The following is a 25,173-nucleotide window of genomic DNA, read 5'->3' as shown; positions in this document are numbered from 1 at the left end:
TCCGGGGGTTCGCCTCCCGGTGCCGCGGCGCCGCGGGACGTAGCATCGACGCGTGACTTTCAGGACAGCTGCGACGACGGCCGTCCTCGCGATCGGTCTCGCCGCCGTCGGCGCCTTCGCCGGGCCGGAGTGGGACCCCCAACCGGTGACGGACCACATCCGCACCCAGACCACCGACACCACGATCGGGGGGACGCACGACCCGGTAGCCGTCGGGACCTACCCGGTGGTGTCCCGCGAGGTGGCGATCCAGCTCGAGGACACGACCGTCACGGGACAGATCCGTCAGCCGGTGGGCGCGGGCGACGACCTGCCGGGCGTCGTGTTCGTGCACGGCGCGGGCACCGGGGACTCGGCCACGGCGTTCGCGCCGCAGGCGTGGGCCCTCGCTAGTGCGGGCGTCGTGACCCTCGTCCCGTCGAAGAACCTCACCAGCTACTCGCTGCAGCACCGCGACTACGTGCAGGAGGCCGGCGACTACGACCGGTCCGTCCAGCTGCTGCGCACCGAGCCCGGCGTCGACCCGACGCGCGTGGGCGTCTACGGCGAGTCCGAGGGCACGTGGATCGCCCCCGTGATGGCGACCCAGGACCCGGCGATCGCGTTCACCGCACTCGTGTCCGCGCCCGTCGTGAGGCCCCGCGAGCAGGCCGCGTTCGCCGTCGACAACTACCTGCGGAACACGGGCGTCCCGCAGGGCGTGTTCCGCGCGATCCCCCGCGCCGTCGGCATGGACCTGCCCGACGGCGGCCTCGACTACGCCGACTTCGACGTGCGGCCGTACCTCGAGCGCCTGACCCAGCCGACCCTCGTCGTCTACGGCGACGCCGACGTCTCGATGCCGATCGAGCAGGGCGCGCAGGACATCCTGGCCGACACCGCGAAGGCCGGGAACCAGGAGGTGACCGTCCGCTACTACGACGGCGCCGACCACGGGCTGCACCTCGGAGGCGGGGCCGGCGCCGTGTCGGCGGCGTTCCAGCAGGACCTCGCCGACTGGGTCGCCGGCCTGCCGGGCACGGCGGGCGCGTCGCCGCAGATCGCGGGCGCCCAACCCAACCAGAGCTACCTCGCGGAGGCGGTCCCGAGCCCGCGCTGGTACGGGGACGGCGACGCCGTCTTCGGCTTCACGATCGCGGCCGTGTCGCTCGCGATCGGCGCCCCCCTCGTGTGGATGCTCGTCGCGCTCGGCACGCGGAGGTGGCGCTTCCGCAGCCACGTCGGCGGCCTCGCGCGCGACCTGCGCGTGCCGATGCTGCTCGCCTCGCTCGGGGCGGTGCTGACGATGCTCGCGCTCGTCGTGTACCTGGTCGCGATCGCGAAGATCGCGCTCAACTACTCGCAGAACGCCCTCGTCGTCCAGGGCGGCTGGCTCGGGGTCCGCGCGATCGGGCTCGCGTCGCTCGTCCCCGTGGCGGTCGTCGTCAACCGGCTCTCGGACCGCCGGGAGGCGCGGCGCAGCGTCCTGCTGTGGCTGCGGGAGCGGGTCGGCCGCGACGCGCCCAGCGGACACTCGGCCGTGCCGGGCGTGCGCGCCGGCCAGCCCGTCGCGCGCGGGATCGGCGGCTGGGCCCTCGCGGCGGCGCTCGCCTTCGCCGTCGTCACGCTCCTGCTGACCACCGCGTACTGGGGCGTGTTCCAGCTCGGCATCTGATCGCCGCCCGCCCGGCGAGGCACGGTTGTCCCGATCCGTCCGGACCGGTAGAAACGACCACGTAGCGTAGACGAGCGGCCGGAGCCTGCGCCCCGGTGTCCGACCGGGGCCGCCTCGCCGCTCGCCCGACCGAAGGAGCCCATGTGAGCATCGCCGAACCGCCCGGCACGCCCGACGCAACGCCGGACCTGGAGCAGGTGACGCCGACGGCCGAGACCGTGGACGACCGGGACGAGGACCGCGCCGTTCCCGCCGACGCCGTGCCGTCCGGCCGGGTCCCTGTGCTCGACGTCGTGCGCGACGTCGTCGCCGCGGTCGCGCTGCTGACCAGCCTCGCGCTGCCGTGGACGATCCGGGCGGGCGCGTCCTCCCGGGTCGAGGTCGTGCTGTCCGTCGTCGTGGCGCTCGCCGCGATCCCGCTCCCGTATCTCGCGCGGGCCGGCGTCCTGCCGACCGGCTGGAGCGTCCACACCACCCGCACGGTCCGGCTGTGGGCCGCGGCGCCGTACGTCGTGGTGTCACTCGTCTACCTGCTGCTCGACCTGCTCGCGGGGACGTCGCTCGGCGACCGCGGCGTCGGCACGGGCCTCGCCCTGGGCCTGGCCGGCGCCCTGCTCGTCGCCCAGCCGCGCCAGGCCGAGCTCGGCCCCGACGACGAGGACGCGGCCGTCGTGCGCCTCTGGCGCCTCGTCCTCGGCGTGATCGGCGCGGCCCTCGTGGTCGGTGCGCTGGCGGCGCTCGTGATCTTCCTCGCCAGCGGCCCGTGGCACGGGGCGGCTCAGCTCCTGTTCGCGATCCTCGGGACGGCCGTGATCCTGGCGATCGGCGCGCTCCCCGCGTGGGGCGCGTTCCGCGGTGACCGGCCGTGGTCCGACGTGCTCGTGGGTGTCGGCGCGGCGCTCGCCGTGCTGTTTGTCGTCGGCGCCGGCTCGGCACCCGACCTGCTGCGCTTCGAGTCGTTCCACACGCTCCGGTTCGGGCTGGTCCTCGTGCCGGCGCTGGGCGCCGTCGCGGCCGGTGCCGCGTTCCGTCGCGGGCTGGCTACCGCCCCCGAGGACGGCGTGGTCGGCGACGCCGTCGCCCGGGCGACTCTCCTGCTGCTCGCCGTCGTGTCGGCGCTGGTCGCGATCGCCCGCGTCGTCGTGGTCGCGGACGGCGCGCACCCCACGAGCGTCGTCGTGACGCTCGTGGCGACGGGCGCGGTCGCCGTGCTCGCCGCCGTCGCGTGGGCCGCGTACCGGAGCTCGGCGGCCGCAGGCAGGGGCCTCGCGTGGCTGGTCGTCGCGGTCGCGGTCGTCCTCGGGAGCGTCGCCGTCTCGGTGGACGCGTGGAAGGTCGTCGGCGTGCCCGTGGAGCTTGCCGTCATCGCCTACGGGCTGCCCGTGATCCTCGGGCTCGCGCTGCTCGGACCGGCAGTCCGCGAGTGGGGGGCGAGGACGCGCGTCGAGGTGCCCGGGCCCCGCACCGCCTACGAGTGGACCCCGCGCCGCGCGCCGCGCCGGCCCGCCGCGAAGCCCGCGGTGCCGGCCCGCCCCGTCGACGCGCCTGCCACGGAGGAGGCGTTCACGGAGCCCGTCGAGCCGCAGTCCGAGCCCGTCGAGGCGCAGCCGTTCGTGGCGCCGGAGCCGGAGCCCCAGCCCGAGCCGGCTGCGACGCGTGAGCCCGAGCCGGAGCCCGTCGTCGAGCCCGAGCCCCTCGCCGAGCCGGAGCCCCTCGCCGAGCGTGAGCCGGAGCCGGAGCCGGAGCCGGAGCCGGAGCGCGCCGCGTCGGCGCCGGCGGACCAGGAGTCGACGACGGTTCTCCCCGTCGCCGGCTACACGGCGGAGCAGGCCGCGGACCCCAGCACGCCGCTGGAGGTCCTCGCCCAGATCGCCGAGCACGCTCCCGCGCTGCGTCCCTACGTCGCGTCCAACCCCTCGACGTACACGGCGCTGCTCGACTGGCTCGGCGCGCTCGGCGACCCCGCGGTGGACGCGGCGCTCCAGGCCCGCCCGGACCGTCGTCGCTGACGGGACGCCTGGACACCGGCCCGGCCCGGACCGGGAGCGGGGCGCGGCGCTCGTCGCGCCCCGCTCGCGGGCGTCCTGGGTCCGTGGAGTACAGTGGCGGCGTGCGTACCCCCGAGCTGCGCCCGTCGGTCACGACGGGCAGCCTCCTCCTTCGGTGCCGCGGCGAGGCTCGCTGAGCCGGTTCCTCGCCGCGGTGGTTGGTGTGCCGGCTGACGAAACCAACCGCACGACCGTGAGGAACCTCCCGTGACGAACCACGCCCCCCAGAGCCCCGCCGGCCCCGCCGCCGGTGACCCCCGCTGGGCCCACGCGCAGCAGCGCCCGTCGGGCATGCCGGTCCACAAGTACGAGCCGTTCCACGCCCAGATCGACGTGTCGCTGCCGGACCGCACGTGGCCCGACAAGCGCATCACCAAGGCGCCCCGCTGGTGCGCCGTGGACCTGCGCGACGGCAACCAGGCACTCATCGAGCCCATGAACGCGGAGCGCAAGCTCGCGATGTTCCGCCTGCTCGTCGACATGGGCTACAAGGAGATCGAGGTCGGGTTCCCGTCCGCGTCCCAGACGGACTACGACTTCGTGCGCCAGCTCATCGAGCAGGAGCTCATCCCTGACGACGTGATCATCCAGGTGCTCACCCAGTCCCGCGAGCACCTCATCGCCCGCACGTACGAGTCGCTGCGCGGCGCGAAGCAGGCGATCGTCCACCTGTACAACTCGACGTCGGTGCTGCAGCGCGAGGTCGTGTTCCGCACGGACGAGGACGGCATCGTCGACATCGCGCTCGAGGGCGCGAAGCTGTGCCGCAAGTTCGAGGAGACGATCCCGGAGACGCGGATCTACTACGAGTACTCGCCGGAGTCCTACACGGGCACCGAGCTGGAGTTCGCGGTCCGCATCTGCAACGAGGTGCTCGAGGTCTTCGAGCCGACGGCGGAGCGCCCCGTCATCGTCAACCTGCCCGCGACCGTCGAGATGGCGACACCGAACGTCTACGCCGACTCGATCGAGTGGATGAACCGCCACCTCGAGCACCGCGAGCACGTCATCCTGTCGCTGCACCCGCACAACGACCGGGGCACCGCGGTCGCGGCCGCCGAGCTGGGCTACCAGGCCGGCGCCGACCGCATCGAGGGCTGCCTGTTCGGCAACGGCGAGCGCACCGGCAACGTCGACCTGGTCACCCTGGGCATGAACCTGTTCAGCCAGGGCATCGACCCCGAGATCGACTTCTCGCAGATGGACCGCATCCGCCGGACCGTCGAGCAGTGCAACCAGCTCCCGGTCGGCGAGCGCCACCCGTGGGCCGGCGACCTCGTGTTCACGGCGTTCTCCGGGTCGCACCAGGACGCGATCAAGAAGGGCCTCGACGCCATGGCCAAGCGCGCGGAGGCGCAGGGCGCCACCGTCGAGGACATCGTCTGGGGCGTGCCGTACCTGCCGATCGACCCCAAGGACGTCGGGCGCAGCTACGAGGCCGTGATCCGCGTGAACTCCCAGTCCGGCAAGGGCGGCATCTCGTACCTGCTGAAGTCGGAGCGGAACCTCGACCTCCCGCGCCGCCTCCAGATCGAGTTCTCGCGCGCGGTCCAGGAGCACACCGACGCGCGCGGCATCGAGGTGAACGCCGAGGACATCTGGCGGATCTTCTCCGACGAGTACCTGCCCGTCGAGCCCGACTCGGGGCTCGAGCCGTGGGGTCGCCTCCGCCTCGTGTCGACGCGGACGTCGTCGTCGGAGGAGGGGCCCGACACGCTCGAGGTCGAGCTCGTGGACGCGGGCCGCGCCCGGACCGTCACGGGGACCGGCAACGGCCCGGTCGACGCGTTCCTCGACGTGCTGCGCCAGGTCGGGCACGACGTGCTGGTCCTGGACTACGCGGAGCACGCGCTCTCGGCGGGCTCCGACGCGGCCGCGGCCGCCTACGTCGAGTGCTCGGTCGGCGACGACGTGCTCTGGGGCGTGGGGATCGACCCGTCGATCACGACGGCGTCCCTCAAGGCGATCGTCTCGGCCGTGAACCGGTACGAGCGGGTGCAGGCCGAGGGTCGCGCGGCCGACCCGGCGTCCGTCGGCCGCTGAGCCGACGATGGGTTTCGAGCAGGCCGCCGACGTCCGCCTCGACCCGCCCTTGCAGGCGGGTGAGGCCGAGACGCTCCTGGGGTTCCTGGCCTACCACCGCGACACGCTGCGGTGGAAGACGTCCGGGCTGGACGCCGTCGACCTGAGGCGCCCCCTCGCGCCGTCGTCGATGACCCTCGGCGGCCTGCTCAAGCACCTCGCCTACGTCGAGGACAACTGGTGGCGCGTCGTCTGGCTCGGGAGCGAGCCGAGCGAGCCGTGGGCCGCCGTCGACTGGTCCCAGGACCGCGACTGGGAGTGGCACAGCGCGGCCGCCGACTCGCCCGAGGAGCTGCGCGCGGGCTTCGACGCCGCGGTCGCCCGCTCCGACGCGATCGTGGCGGCCGCGCTCGCCTCCGGGGGCCTCGACGCCACCTCGGCCGGTGCCGACCGGCACACGGGCGAGCGCTTCACGCTGCGGTGGATCGTCGTGCACCTCGTCGAGGAGTACGCGCGGCACAACGGTCACGCCGACCTGCTGCGCGAGAACGTGGACGGCCTCGTCGGCGAGTAGCGGCGCCGCGCGGCCGTCCGGACGCGGTCAGGCGCGCCCGGCCGCGTCGGCGCGGGCGCTCCGCTCCATCTCCTCGCCGTAGGCGACGAGCGAGCGGTGGTAGCGCTGCACGACGCCGCCGAGCGCCGCGACCGCCACGCCCACGCCCTCGCGGGCGTGCCCGGCGTCGGCGAGGGCGAGCGCGAGGAACGCGTCGAGCTGGGCGTCCAGGTCGTCGGAGCGCTCGCGCCGCTCGTCCCGCAGGACGGCCACGGCCTCGTCGGGGCGGCCCACGTTGCGCAGGGAGCTCGCGAGCTGGATCACGGTCTGGCGGCGGCGGTCGGGCGGCAGGCCGGCGTCGAGGGCGGCGCGGTAGAACGCGATGGCCTGGTCGGGGACGCCGGTCGAGTCCCAGGCGCTGCCGGTCTCGTAGAGCGCGACGGGGTGCCCGGCGGGAAGCTCGGCGACCAGCGTGCCGACGGTGTCGCGGAGCTCGTCGTCGGGGACCTCCTCGGTACGGGCGCGGTACCAGGCGGCGGCGATGCGTTCCTCCCACGACCCGGCGGGAGCGCTGTGCCCGGCCTCCGTGGTGGCGTCGTCGGCGGGCGTCGGCGGCTGCTTCGGGAGTGCGGTCATCGTGCCATCACATCACGACGGGACGCCGCGTCCGGCATCCGCCCGCGCGTAGCGGGCGGCGAGCGCGCGCACCTCGGCGCGCACCTCGTCCGGCTCGACGACCTCGAAGTCGGCGTCGAGCCAGGCCAGGTAGCGGGCGAGCGCGGCGGGCGAGTCGGCGCCCGCGTCGAGCACGCACGAGCCGTCGTCGCGGGCCGTGACAGTGCCGACGGCCGGGCTCACCCGGGCCAGCACCACGTCCGCGGGGGCGTGCACCAGGACCCGCGCCCGGACCCTGGCACCCGCGGCGGACACACCGCGGCGCACGAGGTCCGCCGGGTCGTCCGGCAGCTCGCGCGGGGCGAACCTCGGACCGGCGGGAGACCCGGGCCTGCCGCAGCGGTCGAGCCGGAACGTGCGCCAGTCGCCGCGGTCGAGGTCCCAGGCCAGCAGGTACCAGCGCCGCCCCCAGACGACGAGCCGGTGCGGCTCGGCCCGTCGGCGCGAGTCGGTCCCGTCGTGGCGGGCGTAGTCGAAGCGGACCGTCTCGTGGTCGCGGACGGCCGCGGCGAACGCGGCGAGGGTGTCGGCGTCCACCACGGCCGCGGGACCGTCGGGCGGGACGTCGACGGTCGCACCGGCGAGCGCCACGACGCGTGCACGCAGGCGGGGTGGGAGCACCTGCTCGAGCTTGGCGATCGCCCGCGCCGCCGACTCGTCGATCCCGCTCACCGGGTGGCGGGCGGCGGTGCGGAGGCCGACCGCGATCGCGACGGCCTCGTCGTCGGACAGGAGGAGCGGGGGCATGGCCGCGCCCGCCTCGAGCCGGTAGCCGCCCGCGACGCCGCGCGTGGCGGCGACGGGGTAGCCGAGGGAGCGCAGGCGCTCGACGTCGCGGCGCACCGTGCGCTCGCCCACCTCGAGCCGCCCGGCGAGCTCGCGGCCGGTCCACTCGCGGCGCGCCTGGAGCAGGGAGAGGAGCTCGAGCAGCCGGGCGGAGGTCTCCTGCATGGCATCCATCCTCACGCTGATTCAGGACACAAGCTGACCTGAATGCCCACGAGGCTGGTGCGTGTCCCCGGTGAGACGCACCGGGCCGGCGACGAGGAGCCCGCGATGACCGTGCAGGAGCAGCACCAGCAGACCGTCACCCCGACGGAGCCCCCGACCGCCTTCGAGCCCTTCGAGGTCGTCGTCGACCCGGAGCGGGTCACCGATCTCCGTGACCGGCTCGCCCGCACCGTGTGGCCGGTCGAGCCCGCGGGCGTCGGCGCCGACCAGGGCATGCCCGTCGCGACGGTGCGCGCCCTCGCCGACCGGTGGCGCGAGCTCGACCTCGACGAGGTCGCCTCGCGCGTCAACGCCCACCCCCAGTACACGACGACCGTGGACGGGCAGCGCGTCCACTTCTGGCACGTGCGCTCCGCCCGGCCGTCCGGCTCGCCCGCGACCGCGCTCCTGCTGCTGCACGGCTGGCCGTCGACGCTCCTCGAGTACGAACGCGTCGTCGGGCCGCTCACGGAACCCGCGGCGCACGGCGCGCCGGGCGCCCCCGCGTTCGACGTCGTCGTCCCGTCGCTGCCGGGCTTCGGGTTCTCGGGCCCGACGACGGAGACCGGCTGGGACAGCGCGCGCAGCGCCCGGGCGCTCGCCGCGCTCATGGTGGGGCTCGGCTACGAGCGGTGGGGCGTCGTCGGGAACGACGTCGGCTCCCTCGTGGGGCGCGAGCTCGGGATCCTCGCGCCGGACGGGCTCGTGGGTGTGCACGTGCAGCAGATCTTCGCCTTCCCGGCCGACGAGGCCGACGTCGCGCGTCTCGACGAGAAGGACCGCGTGAGCCTCACGTCCGGCTCGACCGCCGAATTCCGGGCGAAGGCGGGCTACCAGCCGATCCAGGAGAAGCGCCCGCAGACGCTCGCGTTCGCGCTCGAGGACTCGCCCGCGGGGCTCCTGGCGTGGAACGCGGAGCTGTGGAGCGGGTTCGGCACGCAGCCCGTCGACGCCGACGAGTACCTCGCGCACCTGACGATCTACTGGCTCACCCGCACGGCGGGCTCCGCCGCGCGGCACTACCTCGAGAACGCGCGGAGCGGCGCCGGCTACCGCGACCTGACCAACCCGGTCCCGACGGCCGTCGCAGTCTTCCCCGAGGACTTCCGTTCGCTGCGTACGTGCGTGGAGCGGTCCACTCACCTCGTCCGGTACACCGAGCTGCCGCGCGGCGGGCACTTCGCCGCCGTGACGGACCCCGACGTGCTCGTCGGCGACGTCCGGGAGTTCTTCGCGTCGCTCTGACCACCGATGTCGGCCCGGCGGGGGAGAATGGTGCGCATGCCGGTCTACCGCGACGAGGCGCTCGTCCTCCGCACCCAGAAGCTGGGCGAGGCCGACCGCATCGTCACCCTCCTGACGCGCGAGCACGGGAAGGTGCGCGCCGTCGGCAAGGGGGTGCGGCGCACGTCGTCGCGGGTGGGCGCGCGCCTCGAGCCGTTCATGTTCGTCGATGCCCAGCTCTACGTCGGCCGGACGCTCGACGTCGTGACCCAGGTCGAGACGGTCGGCCCGTACGCGAGCGAGATCGCGCGCGACTACGCGCTCTACACGGCGGGGACGGCGATGCTCGAGACCGCCGAGCGGCTCACCGAGGAGGGGGAGCCCGCCGTCCAGCAGTTCTGGCTCCTCGCCGGCGCGGTACGCGCGCTCGCGCAGCACCACCACGCCGCCGGCCTCGTCCTGGACTCCTACCTGCTGCGCGCGCTGTCCGTGGCCGGCTGGGCGCCGAGCTTCACCGACTGCGCGCGCTGCGGCGAGCCCGGCCCGCACACCGCGTTCTCCGTGGGGACGGGCGGCGCCGTGTGCCCGCGGTGCCGGCCCCCCGGCTCGACGGCGCCCGCCCCCGAGACGTTCGCCCTGCTCGCCGCCCTGCTCGCCGGCGACTGGGCGACGGCCGACGCGTCGTCGGCGCGGCACCGCAGCGAGGCGAGCGGGCTCGTCGCGGCGTACTCCCAGTTCCACCTCGAGCGCCGGCTCCGGTCCCTGCGGCTGGTCGAGCGCGAGCCCGACCGCCAGGACGCGGCCGACCTCACCACGACCCGCGAGACGGAGACCACCTTCCTGTGATGGCACGAGCCTCCCGCCGTACCCCGCCGACGTCGGCGTCCGCCCGGATCCCGCGGGCCGCGCCCGCGCCGCACCCGTCGGGCGCCCGGCCGCCGGCCATCCCGGCCGAGGTGCTGCCGCGGCACGTCGCGATCGTCATGGACGGCAACGGGCGGTGGGCCAACGCCCGGCGGCTGCCGCGTACCGCAGGGCACGAGGCGGGGGAGGTGGCGCTCAACGACGTGGTCGCGGGCGCCGTCCAGCTCGGCCTCTCCCACGTGTCGGCGTACGCGTTCTCGACGGAGAACTGGAAGCGCTCGCCCGAGGAGGTCCGGTTCCTCATGGGCTTCAACCGCGAGACGATCCGGCGGCGTCGGGACCTGTGGGACTCGTGGGGCGTCCGGATCCGGTGGGCCGGCCGGCAGCCGCGCCTGTGGGGGAGCGTCGTCAAGGAGCTGCAGGTCGCCGAGCGCCAGACCGCGGGCAACGACGGGCTGACCCTCACCCTGTGCGTGAACTACGGTGGCAGGCTCGAGATCACCGACGCCGTGCGGGCGGTCGCCGCGGAGGTCGCGGCCGGGCGCCTCGACCCGTCACGGATCACCGAGAAGACCATCGCGAAGCACCTGTACGACCCGGACATGCCCGACGTCGACCTGTTCCTGCGGTCGTCCGGGGAGCAGCGGACGTCGAACTTCCTGCCGTGGCAGTCGGCGTACGCCGAGATGGTGTTCGTCCCCGAGCTGTGGCCCGACGTGGACCGCCGGGTGCTGTGGCGCGCCGTCGAGGAGTACGCGCGCCGCGACCGCCGGTACGGCGGAGCGGTGGACGCCGTCGCGTCCGGGCCCGCGGAGCAGGGATGAGCGCGTCGCCGGGGGCCGGGACGGGCGGGTCGCCGTGGGTCGTGCACACCGAGCGCCTCCTCCTGAGCGCCGTGGGTGCGGGCGACGTCGACGACCTGTTCGTCCTCAACACCGACCCGGCCGTGTGGTGGCACTTTCCCTCGGGCCGCCACGTCGACCGGGGGCAGACGGAGCGGTTCGTCGCGCTCTGCACCGCGTCGTGGGACCAGGACGGGCTCGGCTACTGGACCCTGCGCGACCCGGGCTCGCGCATCCTGCTCGGCGCGGGCGGCTGCATGGGCGCGGGTGACGTCGCGTGGAACCTCTACTACCGCCTGCGCCCGGCGTCCCAGGGTCAGGGCTACGCGAGCGAGCTCGTGCGAGCGGCACGGTCCTGCGCCGCCGAGGCCGACCCCGACCGTCCGGTCGTGGCACGGCTGCTGGAGCACAACGTGCGCTCGCGGGCCGTCGTCGAGCGCGCCGGCCTCACGCTCGCCTGGCGCGGCCCGGACCGCGACAACCCCGACCCGGCGGCCGTCCGCCTGCTGTTCGCCGACCGCGAGCTCACCGCGGACGTCGTCGCGGCGCTCGTCGGCGACGAAGCCCTCAGCTGACCGCGGCGGCCCGGCAGTCCGCGCAGGTGCCGAACAGCTCGACCGTGTGCTGGATCTCGGTGAAGCCGTGCTGCGCACCGACGGACGCAGCCCACGCCTCGACGCTCGGCCCGTCGATCTCGACCGCGCGGCCGCACGTGCGGCAGACCAGGTGGTGGTGGTGGTCCTGCTTGGCGCAGCGGCGGTACACGTTCTCGCCGCCCTCGGTGCGCAGCACGTCGACGGCGCCGTCGTCGGCCAGGGACTGGAGGGTGCGGTAGACGGTCGCGAGCCCGACGCCGTCGCCGTGCGCGCGCATCAGCTCGTGGAGCTGCTGGGCGGAGCGGAAGTCGTCCAGGTCGTCCAGCGCGTGCTGGACGGCGACGCGCTGCTTGGTGATGCGCTGCACGGCTGGTCTCCGGCGGTCGTCGGGCGGGCTGCTTGTCGATTCTCATTCTCATCTAGCGGGGTGAACGGTGTCAAAGAGCGCGGGCCGCCTGGAGGCCGCCCGGTAGGCTGAGACCTCCGAACGAACCCCCCACCTGCCCGCACGCCATGCGGGCAGCCGTCTTCGAGGAGTGCCCCGTGGCCCCTGTCTCCCGTCTCGACGCCGTCGTCTCGCTCGCCAAGAGGCGAGGCTTCGTCTTCCCGTCCGGCGAGATCTACGGCGGTACGCGCTCCGCCTGGGACTACGGACCCCTCGGCGTCGAGCTCAAGGAGAACATCAAGCGCCAGTGGTGGAGGGCGATGGTCACGAGCCGCGACGACATCGTCGGCCTCGACTCCGCCGTCATCCTCCCGCGCCAGGTCTGGGTCGCCTCCGGCCACGTCGGCGTCTTCACCGACCCGCTCACCGAGTGCCTCCACTGCCACAAGCGGTTCCGCGAGGACCAGATGATCGAGGAGTTCGAGGAGAAGAAGGGCCGCGCCCCCGAGGGCGGCCTCGCCGAGATCGCCTGCCCCAACTGCGGCACCCGCGGCCAGTGGACCGAGCCCCGCGACTTCAACATGATGCTCAAGACGTACCTCGGCCCCGTCGAGGACGAGTCGGGCCTGCACTACCTGCGGCCCGAGACCGCGCAGGGCATCTTCGTGAACTTCGGCAACGTGTCGTCGGCCGCGCGCAAGAAGCCGCCGTTCGGCATCGCCCAGATCGGCAAGTCGTTCCGCAACGAGATCACCCCCGGCAACTTCATCTTCCGTACGCGCGAGTTCGAGCAGATGGAGATGGAGTTCTTCGTCGAGCCCGGCACCGACGCCGAGTGGCACCAGTACTGGATCGACACCCGGACCGCCTGGTACACGGGTCTCGGCATCTCGTCCGAGAACCTGCGCAGCTACGAGCACCCGAAGGAGAAGCTCTCCCACTACTCGACGCGCACCGTCGACATCGAGTACCGGTTCGGCTTCCAGGGATCCGAGTGGGGCGAGCTCGAGGGCATCGCGAACCGCACGGACTTCGACCTCAAGACGCACGCCGAGCACTCCGGGAAGGACCTGTCCTACTTCGACCAGGAGAAGAACGAGCGCTGGGTCCCGTACGTCATCGAGCCCGCCGCGGGCCTCACGCGCTCGCTCATGGCGTTCCTCGTCGAGGCGTACAGCGAGGACGAGGCCCCCAACGCGAAGGGCGGCGTCGACAAGCGCACCGTGCTCCGGCTCGACCCGCGCCTCGCGCCCGTCAAGGCCGCCGTCCTGCCGCTGTCGCGCAACGAGAGCCTCTCGCCCAAGGCGCGCGACCTCGCCGCCGAGCTGCGCCAGGCGTGGAACGTCGACTTCGACGACGCCGGCGCCATCGGCCGCCGGTACCGCCGCCAGGACGAGATCGGCACGCCGTTCTGCATCACCGTCGACTTCGACACGCTCGACGACCAGGCCGTCACGATCCGGCACCGCGACTCCATGAAGCAGGAGCGCGTCGCGCTCGACCAGGTCACCGCGTACCTGGCGACGCACCTCGTCGGCGCCTGACCGCGCACGACCGCCGGCCGGCGGCCACGGGGAAGCCCCGTGGTCGCCGGCCGGCGCCGTACCCGGACCGGGCGCAAGTCAGATCCAGCCCGTGGTCGCGAGGTCGAACCGGTGGGTCGCGCCGTGGGCGTCGCGGAGCGTCAGGACGCCCTGCGACTCCGATTCGAGCGTCAGAGAGCCGGTGCCCTTGATCGAGTAGGGCGTCCCCTCCTCGTTTCCGGCGGCGACGAGCCGGATCTGACCCGTCGACGTGGCTTGCGCCGTGTCCGGGTCTGCCTTGGCACCGGCGATCACGACGGTGGTGCGCCCGTCGACCCAGCCGTTCCACTGGGCGTCCTTGGTCGGCACGATGACGGAGCCATGGGGTGCGTCGATCCCGAACGGTGTGAGGCCGGCCGTGACGACGTCATGATCACCGGTGTCCTTCTTCGGGTGCCGGGTGGAGGCCACGGCGCTCATGAGCGGCTCGAGCTCGTTCGCCGCCGAGAGGCCGGAGCCGGACGACATCGACTGCGCGCTCAGGGACTCGAGCTTGGTGCGCTGGTCAGGTGTGACGTCGACGGTGTACCCGGACGCAGGCGCGGGTCGCGCCATGGCCGTCGTGGCGATCCCTACCCATCCGTTGAAGACGTCGTACGTGTAGTGCTTTCCCCTGCGATCTTGGTAGGTCAGCTCCGATCCGTCGTGCAGGCCGCGGTCGTAGTCGTGCACCACAAGTTCAAGGGCGCCCGAGCCGACCGCGTCGACGAAGGAGTCCAGGCTGTTCACCCCCTGCGGAGAGATGGCGCTCTTTCGCAGCATCCCGTGGTCCGCGTCCCAGGCGAGGGTGATGCGGTTCGCGTTGTCCCACCCGATCCACGAGGTCAACCGGTGCGTGTAGCGGTCGGGGAACACGAAGTACCCCAGCTCGACGGCGTCGGAGTGCGGGTGCCTGGCGTTGGCGGCGTCGGCCTTCGCGACCAGCGCGTCGAGGCGGTAGCTGAAGTCGTCCCACACGGCCGCGTCGTAGGGCGTGTCCATCGCGTCGAACATCTCCTGCTGGAGCTCCTTCGCCTGGGCGACGACGGATGCGCCGAGCACGGTCGCGCTGTCGATCGCGACCCGCTTGCTCCCCGGCGCGGAGGCGAGGGTTGAGTCGGGGCCGGCCACGCGCCCGGTGAACGTCGACGACGGGTGCGGGGTGGGCGATTGCGACGACACCCCCACCTGCGCGGTCGCGTCGTTGCTGGTCGGCGAGGACATCGGCAGCGTCGGGGCGACCGCGACGGCGACCACACCGACGGCGGCGACGACGGACCCGACCTGCCAGGCGTGGCGGGTGCGGACGTGCCGCCGTCCGCGCCGCAGGGTGGCGGCGGGATCGAGGGACATCGCCGGCACGGCGGCGTCGGCACGCTCCCGCAGCGCACGGGCGAACTCGTCGTCGGTGCTCATGACGCGCTCCTCTCGGTCTCGGTGAGCGTGGCTCGCAGGGTCGCGAGGCCCCGCGACGCGGTCGACTTGACGGTGCCGACGCTGATCCCGAGGCTGGCCGCGACCTCGGCCTCGGGCAGCCCGACGAGGTGGCGCAGGACGACGATGCGCCGCGCGCGGGGGGAGAGCATGGCGAGGGCGCGGGTGAGCTGGTCGCGGTCGTCCGCCGACGCGTGCTCGTCGCGCCCCGCGGGCGTGAGCGCGGCGAGGTCGGACGGCTCGGAGAGCACCTCGCGTCGTCGTCGGCGCCACGTGTCGATGCGCTGGTTCACGAGGATCCGCCGCGCGTACGCGAGGGGGTCGGTGGCCGCGGCGCGGTGCCAGGCGGTGTACGTCCGCACCAGCGCCTGCTGCACGAGCTCCTCGGCGCGGTGGGCGTCGCCGCTGAGGAACCAGGCGGTGCGCAGGAGGTCGTCGGCATGGCTCTCCATGAATGCGGTGAAGGCGCGGTCACGGTCGGGCTTCTCGCTGTCGGTGGCCGGGTCCGCCGGGGCCGTCGACTCGGTCACGTGGACCCGCACGGTGGGGCCGGGACGCGTGCCGTCTCCGGGCTGAGGTGCGATCGTCATCGTCGTCACCTCCTTCACACGCACGACCGGGCCCCAAAGTTGAGTCCCGGCGGGGTCCGACCTGAGTCTGCCGTACGAGCCGGCCTGGAACGGAGCGCCGGGCCCGCGGCGGCGGCACGTGGCGTGGCCGCCTCATGACAGATGTCATGAGGCGCCTGTGACAGTCGTCGGTGCCGCTGACCAGCGCCTCCGTCCAGGATGGAGACATGAGCACACCGCAGGGGTCCCACGCCCTCCCCACGACGCCCGCGCTCGCGCTGCACGGGCTGCACAAGCAGTTCTCGTCGCCGTCGGGCGCCGTGCGTGCCGTCAACGGCATCGACCTCACGATCATGCCGGGCGAGGTGGTCGCGTTCCTCGGCCCGAACGGCGCCGGCAAGACCACCACCATCGACATGGTCCTCGGGCTGTCGCGGCCCTCGTCCGGCACGCTCGAGGTGTTCGGGAGCAGCCCGGAGGACGCGATCGCCGCGGGCCGCATCGCCGCCGTCATGCAGACGGGCGGCCTGCTCCGCGACATCACGGTCGCGGAGACCGTCGAGCTCACGGCCTCGCTGTTCGGCCGCACCGGCTCGCCGACGCCGTACCTCGAGCGCGCGGGCATCGCCGACATCGCCGACCGGATGGTCGGCAAGTGCTCGGGCGGCCAGCAGCAGCGGCTCCGGTTCGCCATGGCGCTCGTCTCGGAGCCGGACCTCCTGCTGCTCGACGAGCCGACGACAGGCATGGACGTCGAGGGCCGCCGCGAGTTCTGGGCGGCGATCCGCCAGGACGCCGCGCACGGCCGGACCGTCGTGTTCGCCACCCACTACCTGGAGGAGGCCGACGCGTACGCGGACCGCATCGTCCTCGTCAGCCAGGGCCGGATCGTCGCGGACGGCTCGTCCACCGAGGTCAAGAACCTCGCGTCGGGCCGCACCGTGACGGCGCTGCTCGACGTCGAGGCCGAGCCGGGTCAGGTGCTCGACGCGCTGCGCGCGCTCCCGGGCGTCGACACGGTCGAGGAGCGGGGCAGCCGCCTCATCGTCCGCACCTCCGACTCCGACGCCGTCGCGCGCTACCTCCTCACGCGCACGAAGGCGCGCGACCTCGAGGTCACCGCCGAGAACCTCGAGGAGGCGTTCGTCGCGCTCACCTCCGCCGGCCCGTCCGCCCACGCCGCCGCGCCGGCACCCGTCACCGTCACCGAAGGAGCCCTCCGATGAGCACGCTGGCCCCCAGCTCCGCGCCCAGCCCCGCCCGACCGGCCGCGAGCCGGATCGGAACGCCCGCCGTCGGGCGCGGGATCAGCGCGACGTACCTGCGGCTCGAGCTGCGCCGGTTCGTCCGCAACCGCCGGACCCTGATCTTCTCGCTCGTGATGCCGCCGGTGTTCTTCCTGATCTTCGGCCTCTCGTCGGACTACACGACGCAGCAGGCCGGCAACGGCAACGTCACGGCGTGGATCCTCGTCTCGATGGCGCTCTACGGCGCGCTGCTCACGGCGACCTCGGGCGGGGCCAGCGTGTCGGTCGAGCGGGCCCAGGGCTGGACCCGGCAGCTCCGGCTCACCCCGCTGCGCCCCTGGGCGTACGTGGTGACGAAGATCGCCGCGACCATGGCCCTCGGCGCCGTCTCCGTGCTCGTCACCATGGCCGTCGGGCTGGCGCTCGGCAAGGCGGACATGCCGTTCTACGCGTGGATCCTCGCGCCGCTGATCGCCTGGGTCGGCTCGCTCGTGTTCGCCGCCTTCGGCCTGTTCATGGGCTACCTGCTCCCGTCCGAGAACGTCATGCAGATCCTCGGCCCGGTGCTGGCGCTGCTGTCCTTCGCGGGCGGACTGTTCGTCCCGCTCGGCGACAGCTGGTTCGCGGACGTCGCCAAGGTCATGCCGACCTACGGGCTCGCCGAGCTGACCCGCGCCCCGCTGGGCGACGGCTTCTCCTGGCTCGCCGTCCTCAACGTGGTCGCCTGGGCCGTGGTGTTCGCGCTCGGCGCCGCCTGGCGCTACCGCAAGGACACGGCACGGGTGTGACCAGCCCGTTCTCCGGCGCGCGCACGCGGCCCACCACTACGGTGGGTCGCGTGAGCGCGCCGTCCCCACCTCCGTCGCAGGCCGACGACGACCGCCACGTCTTCGGCCGTGCCCTCGCCTTCGCCGTCGCAGGCCCGGGGTCGTCCGAGGAGCGCCAGCGGCGCGTGTGGCGGCTCGTCGGCCCCCTCTTCGGCGCGGTCTGGGTGGTCTTCCTCAGCGAGCCGGCCCGCGAGTCGTGGGCCAATCCCGACCCCGTGCTCCGCTGGTGCGGGATCCTCGGCGTCGCGCTCAGCGCCTTCGGGTTCGTGATGTCGGTGTTCCTGCTCCGCGCCACGTTCGTGCGGGACGGCCGGGTCGTCCGGCGGTGGGCGGTGGTGTCGGTCGCGCTCCAGGTCGTGGGCGTGGTGCTCGCCTGCCTCGCTGCGCAGGAGCACGGGCTCGTCGGGCTGGTGTTCATCAGCGTCTCGGCCGTGTACCTGCTGCGCACGCCCCGCGCCCTCCTGGTCACCGTCGGCCTCGCGGTCGTCATGCTCGTGCTGCCGCGCGTGATCCCCGGCTGGCAGCCCGAGGACGGCAACATCGCGGCGCTCGTCCTCGCGACCCTCGCGACCTATGGGTTCGGCCAGCTCGTCGAACGGAACCGTCAGCTCCAGCTCGCACAGGAGGAGGTCGCGGCGCTCGCCGTCTCGCGCGAGCGCGAGCGCATCGCGCGCGACATGCACGACGTCCTCGGTCACTCGCTGACGGTGATCTCCGTGAAGTCCGAGCTCGCGGGCCGGCTCGTCACGGCTGACCCGGAGCGAGCCGCGGCCGAGGTCGCCGACATCCAGTCACTCGCCCGGTCGGCGCTCGCGGACGTCCGGGGCATGGTCGCGGCCACGCGGCACGTCACCCTGGCCGGCGAGCTCGCCGCCGCGCGGCGCGCCCTCGACGCGGCGGCGATCGAGGCGCAGCTTCCCGGCGCCGTCGACGCCGTCCCGGAGGACCTGCGCGAGCTGTTCGCGTGGACCGTCCGCGAGGGCACGACGAACGTCCTGCGGCACGCGGCCGCCGGCAGGGTCGTCGTGACGCTGGCGCCGGACCGGATCGTCGTCGAGGACGACGGCCGCGGCGGTGGTCCCTGCCCCGACGGCGCCGGGTCGCCCGGCGACGCGCCCGGGCACGGGCTCGCGGGGCTGCGCGAGCGGGCGGCGGCGGCGGGAGCCGTCGTCGAGACGGGCCCGAGCACGCTGGGCGGCTTCCGCCTCGCCGTGCGCGCGGGGGGCCGTCGGTCGGGGGCCCCGACGGGTGCGAGGATCGGGCGGTGACGATCCGGCTCCTCCTCGCTGACGACCAGGCCCTCGTGCGCGGCGCGCTCGCCGCACTCCTCGATCTCGAGCCCGACCTCGAGGTCGTCGCGCAGGTCGGGCGCGGTGACGAGGTCGTCGACGCGGCCCGCGCCGCCCGCGTCGACGTCGCCCTGCTCGACGTCGAGATGCCCGGGCTGGACGGCATCGGCGCCGCCGGCGCGCTGCGGCAGGGCTACCCGCAGTGCCGGTCGCTCATCGTCACGACCTTCGGTCGACCGGGCTACCTCCGCCGGGCGCTCGACGCCGGTGCGAGCGGGTTCGTCGTCAAGGACACCCCCGCCGAGCAGCTGGCCGACGCCGTCCGCCGGGTGCACGCCGGGCTCCGGGTCGTCGACCCCGACCTCGCCGTCGAGTCGCTCACGGTGGGGGAGAGCCCGCTCACCGAGCGCGAGCGCGATGTCCTCCTCCACGCGGCCGACGGCGGCACCGTCGCCGAGATCGCGAGGGCGGCCTTCCTGTCCGAGGGCACCGTGCGCAACTACCTGTCGTCGGCGATCGGGAAGACGGGCGCCCGGACGCGCGCCGAGGCCGTACGGATCGCGCAGGACAACGGCTGGCTGTAGCCCTGTTTCCGGCCGCCGGTGGACGGATGGGAGAATGGGGGACGTGACAGCCCCCACCTCCACCGTCAGCACGCTGCTGCCCCCGCTGCGCATCGGGCCGCACACGATCGACACCCCGGTCGTGCTCGCGCCCATGGCAGGGGTGACGAACAAGGCCTTCCGGACCCTGTGCCGTGAGCACGGCGCCGGCCTGTACGTCGCGGAGATGGTCACGAGCCGCGCGCTCGTCGAGCGGCACCCGGCCACCCTGCGGATCGTCACCTTCGACGACGGCGAGTCGCCCCGCTCGGCCCAGGTCTACGGCGTCGACCCCGCCACGGTCGCGGGCGCAGTCAGGCTCCTGGCCGCGGAGGGGCTCGCCGACCACGTCGACCTCAACTTCGGGTGCCCCGTGCCCAAGGTCACCAAGCGCGGCGGTGGCGGCGCGCTGCCCTGGAAGCGCGAACTCTTCACGCGCATCGTCGCGGGCGCCGTCGAGGCGGGCGGCGCCTACGGCGTCCCGGTGACGGTCAAGACCCGCAAGGGCATCGACGACGAGCACCTCACGTACCTCGACGCCGGCCTCATCGCGGAGCGCGAGGGCGCCGCGGCGATCGCGCTCCACGCCAGGACCGTCGAGCAGCACTACTCTGGGACGGCCGACTGGGCCGCGATCGCGACGCTCAAGGAGACGGTCCGGAGCATCCCCGTGCTCGGCAACGGCGACATCTGGTCCGCGGAGGACGCCGTCCGGATGGTGCAGGTGACGGGCGCCGACGGCGTCGTCGTCGGCCGCGGGTGCCAGGGCAGGCCGTGGCTGTTCGCCGACCTCGCTGCCGCGTTCGCCGGGTCCGACGCGCGGATCCGCCCGGGCCTGCGCGAGGTCGCCGACACGATCTACCGGCACGGCGAGCTGCAGGTCGACTACTGGGAGGACGAGGGCAAGGGCATGCGCGACCTGCGCAAGCACATGGCCTGGTACCTCAAGGGCTACGCGGTCGGGGGTGAGGCGCGCGCGTCGCTCGCGCTCGTCTCGACGCTCGCCGAGCTGCGCGAACGTCTCGACGCGCTCGACCTCGACCAGCCGTACCCCGGCGAGGGCGCCGAGGGTCCTCGGGGGCGGTCCGGCACCCCGAAGACCGCCCACCTGCCGTACGGCTGGCTGGACTCGCGCGAGCTCACCCCCGAGCACCGGCAGCAGCTGGTCGAGGCCGAGCTGAGCGTCTCCGGCGGCTGAGGCCGGCTCTCGTACCCCGGCAGACCGGCGGGGGGGGGGGCCCCCCCCCCCCCGGGGGGGGGGGGGGGGGCCGGCCCCGCCGGTCTGCGTCGTCAGAGCCGTCAGGCGCGGTACCAGACCGTGGTGTCCGAGGGGACGGCCACGGTGCCGGCGTCGTCGGCCAGCTCGCCCGACGCGACGACGACCTCGGCACCCTGCGGCAGCGCGACGGGCGCGTCGCCCAGGTTCGCGACCACGACGACGTCGCGGTTACGGAGGGCGACCACCTGCGGGTCGTCCGCGAACACGTCGAGCCAGGCGAGGTCGCCGGTGCCGAGCGCCTCGGCCTTCCGCACGCGCAGGGCCGCCCGGTACAGGTCGAACGTGGAGCCGGCGGTGGCGCGCTCGACGTCGGCCGCGTGCGCCGCGTACGACCCGGGCTGCGGAAGCCACGCGGCGCCCGTCGGGGAGAAGCCGTACGCGGGGGCGCCCGCGGACCACGGCATCGGGATGCGGCAGCCGTCCCGGCCCGCCTCGGACCCGCCGGTGCGGAAGAACGCGGGGTCCTGGCGGACCGCGGCGTCGAGCGTGGTGTGCTCGGGCAGGCCGAGCTCCTCGCCCTGGTACACGTACGCCGAGCCGGGCAGGCCGAGCATGAGCAGGCTCGCGGCGCGGGCGCGGCGCAGGCCGAGCTCGGCGTCGGGCTGCGGGTCGGTCGCGAAGAGGCCGTTGGGCCGGTTCTCGGGCTCGGCGAGGCCGAGCCGCGAGGCGTGCCGCACGACGTCGTGGTTGGACAGCACCCACGTCGTGGGGGCGCCGACCGCGTCGTTGGCCCGGAAGGACGACTCGACGACGCCGCGCAGGCGGGCGGCGTCCCAGCCGGCGGCGAGGAACGAGAAGTTGAACGCCTGGTGCATCTCGTCCGGGCGGACGTAGCGCGCGAGCCGCGACAGAGGCTCGACCCACGCCTCGGCGACCATCGCGCGGTCGCCGTCGTACTCGTCGAGGATCCGGCGCCAGGCGCGGTAGATCTCGTGGACGCCGTCCTGGTCGAACATGGGACCGGAGTTCCCGGAGCCGTTCACGGCCTCGGTGCCGTCGGCGCTCTCGGTGCCGTCGACCATCGCGACGCGGCCGTCCCAGTCCGGCAGGCCGTCCGCCTTCACCATGCCGTGCGCGACGTCGACGCGGAACCCGTCGACGCCGCGGTCGAGCCAGAACCGCAGGACGTCCTCGAACTCGGAGCGGACCTCGGGGTTGGACCAGTCGAGGTCGGGCTGCGACGAGTCGAACAGGTGCAGGTACCACTGGCCCGGGGTCCCGTCGGTGCGGGTGGTGCGCGTCCAGGCCGGGCCGCCGAAGATCGACTGCCAGTTGTTCGGCGGCTCCTCGCCGGTCGTCCCGCGGCCCTCACGGAACAGGTAGCGCGCGCGCTCGGGCGAGCCCTCGTCCGCGGCGAGCGCCGCCTGGAACCAGACGTGCTGGTCGGACGTGTGGTTCGGCACGAGGTCGACGACGACGCGGACGCCGCGCGCGTGCGCGGCCTCGAGCAGTGCGTCGAAGTCGGCGAGCGTGCCGAACAGCGGGTCGACGTCGCGGTAGTCGGCGACGTCGTAGCCGGCGTCGTTCTGCGGCGAGCGGTAGAAGGGCGAGAGCCACAGGGCGTCGACGCCGAGCTCGACGAGGTGGTCGAGGTGCGCGGTGATCCCGGGCAGGTCGCCGACGCCGTCGCCGTCCGCGTCGGCGAACGACCGCGGGTAGACCTGGTAGATCACCGCGTCACGCCACCAGCTGCCCTGCGCGTCGTCGGCAGTGTGGACGGTGACGGCCTGGGTCGCTGGCGCGGTCGTCGCATCGATTCGGGTCATGGGAGGGCTGTCCTCGCATCGTCGGGGAGGGAGGCGTCTCGCTGGGTGGTCAGCACGGCAAGACTGCGATGTACGTTGCAGCATCCTTGCACAGGCCGACCCGCGCCCGTCAACCGAGGTCGCGGGCGGCCGCCCGCCGCGGATCAGGCGACCGGGACGTCCACCGGCGCGCTCCCCGTGGACTCGCGCACGACGAGCTCGGGCTGGAAGAGCAGCTCGCTGCGGGGCGCGCGGTCGCCCGAGATCTCGGTCAGCAGCGCGGCCACGGCGGCGCGCCCCATCGCCGCGACGGGCTGGCGCACGGTCGTCAGAGGCGGGTCGGTGAAGGCGATCAGCGGCGAGTCGTCGTAGCCCACCACCGACATGTCCCCGGGGACGGCGAGGCCGCGGGCGCGCGCCGCGCGCGTCACCCCGAGCGCCATGAGGTCGCTCGCGCACACGACCGCGGTGTGCCCGCTCGCGAGGAGCTCCTCCGCGGCGGCCTGCCCGCCCTCGAGCGTGAACAGCGTGTTGACCACGTGCGTGCGCGCCTCGGCCGCGTCTGCGGCGAGGCCGTGCTGCACGAGGGCGCTCACGAAGCCCTCCTGCTTGCGCTGGGTCGGGACGAAGCGCGTCGGGCCCGCGGCCAGGCCGATCCGGCGGTGCCCCAGGCTGACCAGGTGCCGCACCGCGAGCTCGGCGGCCCGGGCGTCGTCGGCGGACACGAAGGGCGCGTCGATGCCCTCCGCGTAGCCGCCCACGAGCACGATCGGCATACCCCGCTCGCGCAGCCGCACGTAGCGGTCGCGGCCGGCCTGGGTGTCGGCGTGCAGCCCGGAGACGAACACGATGCCGTCGACGCCGTGCTCCATGAGGATCTCGACGTACTCGTCCTCGGTGGTGCCGCCGGGCGACTGGGTGCAGAGGACGGGCGTGTACCCGGCGTCGGCGAGATGGTCCTCGATGACCTGCGCGAAGGCGGGGAACACCGGGTTGACGAGCTCCGGCACGACGAGCCCGATGAGCCCGGCGGACCGGTGCTTGAGCCGCTCGGGCCGCTCGTAGCCGAGCTGGTCGAGCGCGGAGAGCACGGCCTGGCGGGTCTCGCGGGAGACGTTGGACTTGCCGTTGAGGACCCGCGAGACCGTCGCGGTGCTCACGCCCGCGAGCTGGGCCAGGTCTGCAAGACGGGTACGCACGGTTACGAGCGTAGTGGTCCGGCGCACAGGACCTCCTTGTCGCTGGTTTCTGGCCGGCCGTCTGGCCGGCGAGCACGGTCCGCCGTCGTCGGCGGAGCGCTGGACTGCAACGAAACTGTAACGACGGCGACGGCCTTGCTGCAAGCGGTTGCACAGCGGGGCCACCTTCGCCTACGGTCATGCCATCCAAGGCCGACGTCGGCGTGCGACGCCGCGCGGCCACCCTCGACCTCATGGGAGACACACCGATGCGACGGAGCATCTTCTCGGCGACGGCGGTCGCCCTCGGCGCGGCTCTCGCGCTCACCGCCTGCTCGTCCGACTCGGGCAGCGGCGACAAGCCGTCCTCGCCGTCGGCCGCAGCCAGCAGCGCAGCGCCCCAGCTCACGGGCACGCTGACCATCTGGACCGACGAGACGCGGATCGACGCCTTCAAGAAGCTGGGCCAGGAGTACCAGGCGCAGTCCGGCGTCAAGGTCACGGTCGTGCAGAAGGCGTCCGCGGACATCCGCGCCGACTTCGTCAAGCAGGAGCCGACCGGCGAGGGCCCCGACATCGTCGTCGGCGCGCACGACTGGGCCGGGCAGCTCGTCACCAACGGCACGGTGCAGCCCATCGAGCTCGGCGACAAGGCGAGCGAGTTCTCGCCCGTGACCATCTCGGCCTTCACCTACGACGGCCAGGTCTACGGCGTGCCGTACGCCATCGAGAACCTCGCGCTCGTGCGCAACAACAAGCTTGCGAGCAGCACGCCCGACACGTTCGACGGCCTCGTCACCCAGGGCAAGCAGGTCATGGCGAAGAACGCGAAGGTGAAGTACCCGTTCGTCGTCCAGCAGGGCAAGGACGGCGACCCGTACCACCTGTACCCGTTCCAGACGTCGTTCGGGGCGCCCGTCTTCAAGCAGAACGACGACGGCTCGTACACCGACACGCTCACGATGGGCGGCGACGCCGGCCACAAGTTCGCCCAGTACCTCGCGAAGCTCGGCAAGGACGACGTCCTCGACACCGCGATCGACTCGCAGAAGGCCACCGACGCGTTCTCGCACGGCCAGACCCCGTACATCCTCACGGGTCCCTGGAACACCCCGGCGTTCAAGAAGGCCGGCCTCGACATCACCGTCCTGCCGCTCCCGAGCGCGGGCGGCGAGAAGTCGAACCCGTTCGTCGGCGTGCAGGGCGCGTACATCAGCGCCAAGACGCAGAACCCGATCGTGGCGAACGACTTCGTCACCAACTTCCTCGGCTCCGAGGCGGTCCAGACCGAGCTGTACACGGCCGGTCAGCGCATGCCCGCGCTGACCGCGGCCGCGGACAAGGTCGACGACCCGATCATCAAGGGCTTCACCGACGCGGCCGGCACGACGCCCATGCCCGCCATCCCGGCCATGGACTCGGTCTGGTCCTTCTGGGGCACCACCGAGGCGCAGATCATCTCCGGCAAGGCGAAGGACCCCGACGCTGCGTGGGACACCATGATCAAGAACATCCAGGCGGCCATCGACAAGTCGAAGGGCTGACGCCACCCGACCGGCCCGCCCCGCACCGTCGGGGCGGGCCGGTC

The 25,173-nt window shown here is 73.7% G+C and carries 22 protein-coding genes; 15 read left to right on the top strand and 7 right to left on the bottom strand.

The annotated features are described in order from the left end of the window. Window positions 1–52 precede the first annotated feature (52 nt). The 4 genes from ACLQ14_RS07435 to ACLQ14_RS07420 all read left to right on the top strand — a co-directional run bounded on the left by ACLQ14_RS07435 (window position 53) and on the right by ACLQ14_RS07420 (window position 6,298). Entirely contained in the window at window positions 53–1,654 is a 1,602-nt protein-coding gene (locus ACLQ14_RS07435) for a prolyl oligopeptidase family serine peptidase (protein WP_425811449.1), read from the top strand. A gap of 143 nt (window positions 1,655–1,797) precedes the next feature. Next, window positions 1,798–3,663 carry a hypothetical protein gene (locus ACLQ14_RS07430; RefSeq protein WP_425811447.1) on the top strand — a complete coding sequence of 622 codons (1,866 nt, stop codon included), beginning with the start codon at window positions 1,798–1,800 and terminating at the stop codon, window positions 3,661–3,663. A 330-nt stretch (window positions 3,664–3,993) separates the two neighbouring features. Next, a complete protein-coding gene (gene leuA / locus ACLQ14_RS07425; RefSeq protein WP_425811655.1) occupies window positions 3,994–5,745 on the top strand; it encodes a 2-isopropylmalate synthase in 1,752 nt (583 codons plus the stop codon). Window positions 5,746–5,752: 7 nt separating this feature from the next. Further along, window positions 5,753–6,298: a DinB family protein gene (locus tag ACLQ14_RS07420; protein WP_425811445.1), complete on the top strand. Its 546-nt coding sequence runs from the start codon at window positions 5,753–5,755 to the stop codon at window positions 6,296–6,298. A gap of 27 nt (window positions 6,299–6,325) precedes the next feature. Here ACLQ14_RS07420 and ACLQ14_RS07415 read toward each other — a convergent pair whose 3' ends face one another. After that, window positions 6,326–6,913, bottom strand: a complete 588-nt coding sequence (locus ACLQ14_RS07415) for a tetratricopeptide repeat protein (RefSeq protein WP_425811443.1) — start codon at window positions 6,911–6,913, stop codon at window positions 6,326–6,328. A gap of 12 nt (window positions 6,914–6,925) precedes the next feature. After that, window positions 6,926–7,903 (bottom strand): helix-turn-helix transcriptional regulator, encoded by a 978-nt coding sequence (locus ACLQ14_RS07410; RefSeq protein WP_425811441.1) that lies wholly within the window; start codon window positions 7,901–7,903, stop codon window positions 6,926–6,928. A 105-nt stretch (window positions 7,904–8,008) separates the two neighbouring features. On the opposite strand from ACLQ14_RS07410, the gene ACLQ14_RS07405 reads away from it, so the two are divergent. From ACLQ14_RS07405 to ACLQ14_RS07390, 4 genes are read left to right on the top strand one after another with little or no spacing between them, the layout of a single operon-like run. Then, the gene (locus tag ACLQ14_RS07405) at window positions 8,009–9,187 is read left to right on the top strand and encodes an epoxide hydrolase family protein (RefSeq protein WP_425811439.1); all 1,179 of its coding nucleotides are present in this window, start codon (window positions 8,009–8,011) and stop codon (window positions 9,185–9,187) included. Window positions 9,188–9,223: 36 nt separating this feature from the next. Then, window positions 9,224–10,012, top strand: a complete 789-nt coding sequence (recO, locus tag ACLQ14_RS07400; RefSeq protein WP_425811437.1) for a DNA repair protein RecO — start codon at window positions 9,224–9,226, stop codon at window positions 10,010–10,012. Next, window positions 10,012–10,854, top strand: a complete 843-nt coding sequence (locus ACLQ14_RS07395; RefSeq protein WP_425811435.1) for an isoprenyl transferase — start codon at window positions 10,012–10,014, stop codon at window positions 10,852–10,854. Before recO ends, ACLQ14_RS07395 begins: the two co-directional genes overlap by 1 nt. Beyond that, window positions 10,851–11,447, top strand: coding sequence for a GNAT family N-acetyltransferase (locus ACLQ14_RS07390; protein ID WP_425811433.1), 597 nt, complete (start codon window positions 10,851–10,853; stop codon window positions 11,445–11,447). Before ACLQ14_RS07395 ends, ACLQ14_RS07390 begins: the two co-directional genes overlap by 4 nt. Here ACLQ14_RS07390 and ACLQ14_RS07385 read toward each other — a convergent pair. Beyond that, window positions 11,440–11,835, bottom strand: a complete 396-nt coding sequence (locus tag ACLQ14_RS07385) for a Fur family transcriptional regulator (RefSeq protein WP_425811430.1) — start codon at window positions 11,833–11,835, stop codon at window positions 11,440–11,442. The two genes, ACLQ14_RS07390 and ACLQ14_RS07385, sit on opposite strands and share 8 nt — an antisense overlap. A 176-nt stretch (window positions 11,836–12,011) precedes the next feature. Between ACLQ14_RS07385 and ACLQ14_RS07380 the strand changes: the two genes are divergently transcribed. Continuing rightward, window positions 12,012–13,397 (top strand): glycine--tRNA ligase, encoded by a 1,386-nt coding sequence (locus tag ACLQ14_RS07380; protein WP_425811428.1) that lies wholly within the window; start codon window positions 12,012–12,014, stop codon window positions 13,395–13,397. A gap of 78 nt (window positions 13,398–13,475) precedes the next feature. Here ACLQ14_RS07380 and ACLQ14_RS07375 read toward each other — a convergent pair whose 3' ends face one another. Both ACLQ14_RS07375 and ACLQ14_RS07370 read right to left on the bottom strand, forming a co-directional pair. After that, on the bottom strand, window positions 13,476–14,831 hold the full coding sequence (locus ACLQ14_RS07375; RefSeq protein WP_425811426.1) for a hypothetical protein: 1,356 nt from the start codon (window positions 14,829–14,831) through the stop codon (window positions 13,476–13,478). Then, window positions 14,828–15,439, bottom strand: coding sequence for a SigE family RNA polymerase sigma factor (locus ACLQ14_RS07370; protein ID WP_425811424.1), 612 nt, complete (start codon window positions 15,437–15,439; stop codon window positions 14,828–14,830). The genes ACLQ14_RS07375 and ACLQ14_RS07370 overlap by 4 nt, the downstream gene beginning before the upstream one ends. Window positions 15,440–15,645: 206 nt before the next feature. Here ACLQ14_RS07370 and ACLQ14_RS07365 point away from each other — a divergent pair, with 206 nt between their 5' ends. Genes ACLQ14_RS07365 through dusB form a run of 5 tightly spaced genes read left to right on the top strand, consistent with a single transcriptional unit; the run spans window position 15,646 to window position 20,581 of the window. Then, the gene (locus tag ACLQ14_RS07365) at window positions 15,646–16,644 is read left to right on the top strand and encodes an ABC transporter ATP-binding protein (RefSeq protein WP_425811422.1); all 999 of its coding nucleotides are present in this window, start codon (window positions 15,646–15,648) and stop codon (window positions 16,642–16,644) included. Further along, a complete protein-coding gene (locus ACLQ14_RS07360) occupies window positions 16,641–17,453 on the top strand; it encodes an ABC transporter permease (protein ID WP_425811420.1) in 813 nt (270 codons plus the stop codon). The genes ACLQ14_RS07365 and ACLQ14_RS07360 overlap by 4 nt, the downstream gene beginning before the upstream one ends. Window positions 17,454–17,503: 50 nt before the next feature. Further along, window positions 17,504–18,760 carry a sensor histidine kinase gene (locus ACLQ14_RS07355; protein ID WP_425811418.1) on the top strand — a complete coding sequence of 419 codons (1,257 nt, stop codon included), beginning with the start codon at window positions 17,504–17,506 and terminating at the stop codon, window positions 18,758–18,760. Next, window positions 18,757–19,365 carry a response regulator gene (locus ACLQ14_RS07350; RefSeq protein ID WP_425811416.1) on the top strand — a complete coding sequence of 203 codons (609 nt, stop codon included), beginning with the start codon at window positions 18,757–18,759 and terminating at the stop codon, window positions 19,363–19,365. Before ACLQ14_RS07355 ends, ACLQ14_RS07350 begins: the two co-directional genes overlap by 4 nt. 34 nt (window positions 19,366–19,399) lie before the next feature. Then, entirely contained in the window at window positions 19,400–20,581 is a 1,182-nt protein-coding gene (gene dusB / locus ACLQ14_RS07345; RefSeq protein WP_425811414.1) for a tRNA dihydrouridine synthase DusB, read from the top strand. A gap of 101 nt (window positions 20,582–20,682) precedes the next feature. On the opposite strand, the gene ACLQ14_RS07340 is transcribed toward dusB, so the two are convergent. Both ACLQ14_RS07340 and ACLQ14_RS07335 read right to left on the bottom strand, forming a co-directional pair. Next, the gene (locus tag ACLQ14_RS07340; RefSeq protein WP_425811412.1) at window positions 20,683–22,428 is read right to left on the bottom strand and encodes a glycoside hydrolase family 13 protein; all 1,746 of its coding nucleotides are present in this window, start codon (window positions 22,426–22,428) and stop codon (window positions 20,683–20,685) included. Between the two features lie 143 nt (window positions 22,429–22,571). Beyond that, a complete protein-coding gene (locus tag ACLQ14_RS07335; protein ID WP_425811410.1) occupies window positions 22,572–23,606 on the bottom strand; it encodes a LacI family DNA-binding transcriptional regulator in 1,035 nt (344 codons plus the stop codon). A 179-nt stretch (window positions 23,607–23,785) separates the two neighbouring features. Here ACLQ14_RS07335 and ACLQ14_RS07330 point away from each other — a divergent pair, with 179 nt between their 5' ends. Next, window positions 23,786–25,129, top strand: coding sequence for a sugar ABC transporter substrate-binding protein (locus tag ACLQ14_RS07330; RefSeq protein ID WP_425811408.1), 1,344 nt, complete (start codon window positions 23,786–23,788; stop codon window positions 25,127–25,129). The last annotated feature ends 44 nt before the right edge of the window (window positions 25,130–25,173 follow it).

The sequence above is a fragment of the Luteimicrobium sp. DT211 genome (assembly GCF_049844995.1).
GTDB lineage: Bacteria > Actinomycetota > Actinomycetes > Actinomycetales > Cellulomonadaceae > Luteimicrobium.
This window is presented reverse-complemented; position numbering and strand designations above follow the sequence as displayed.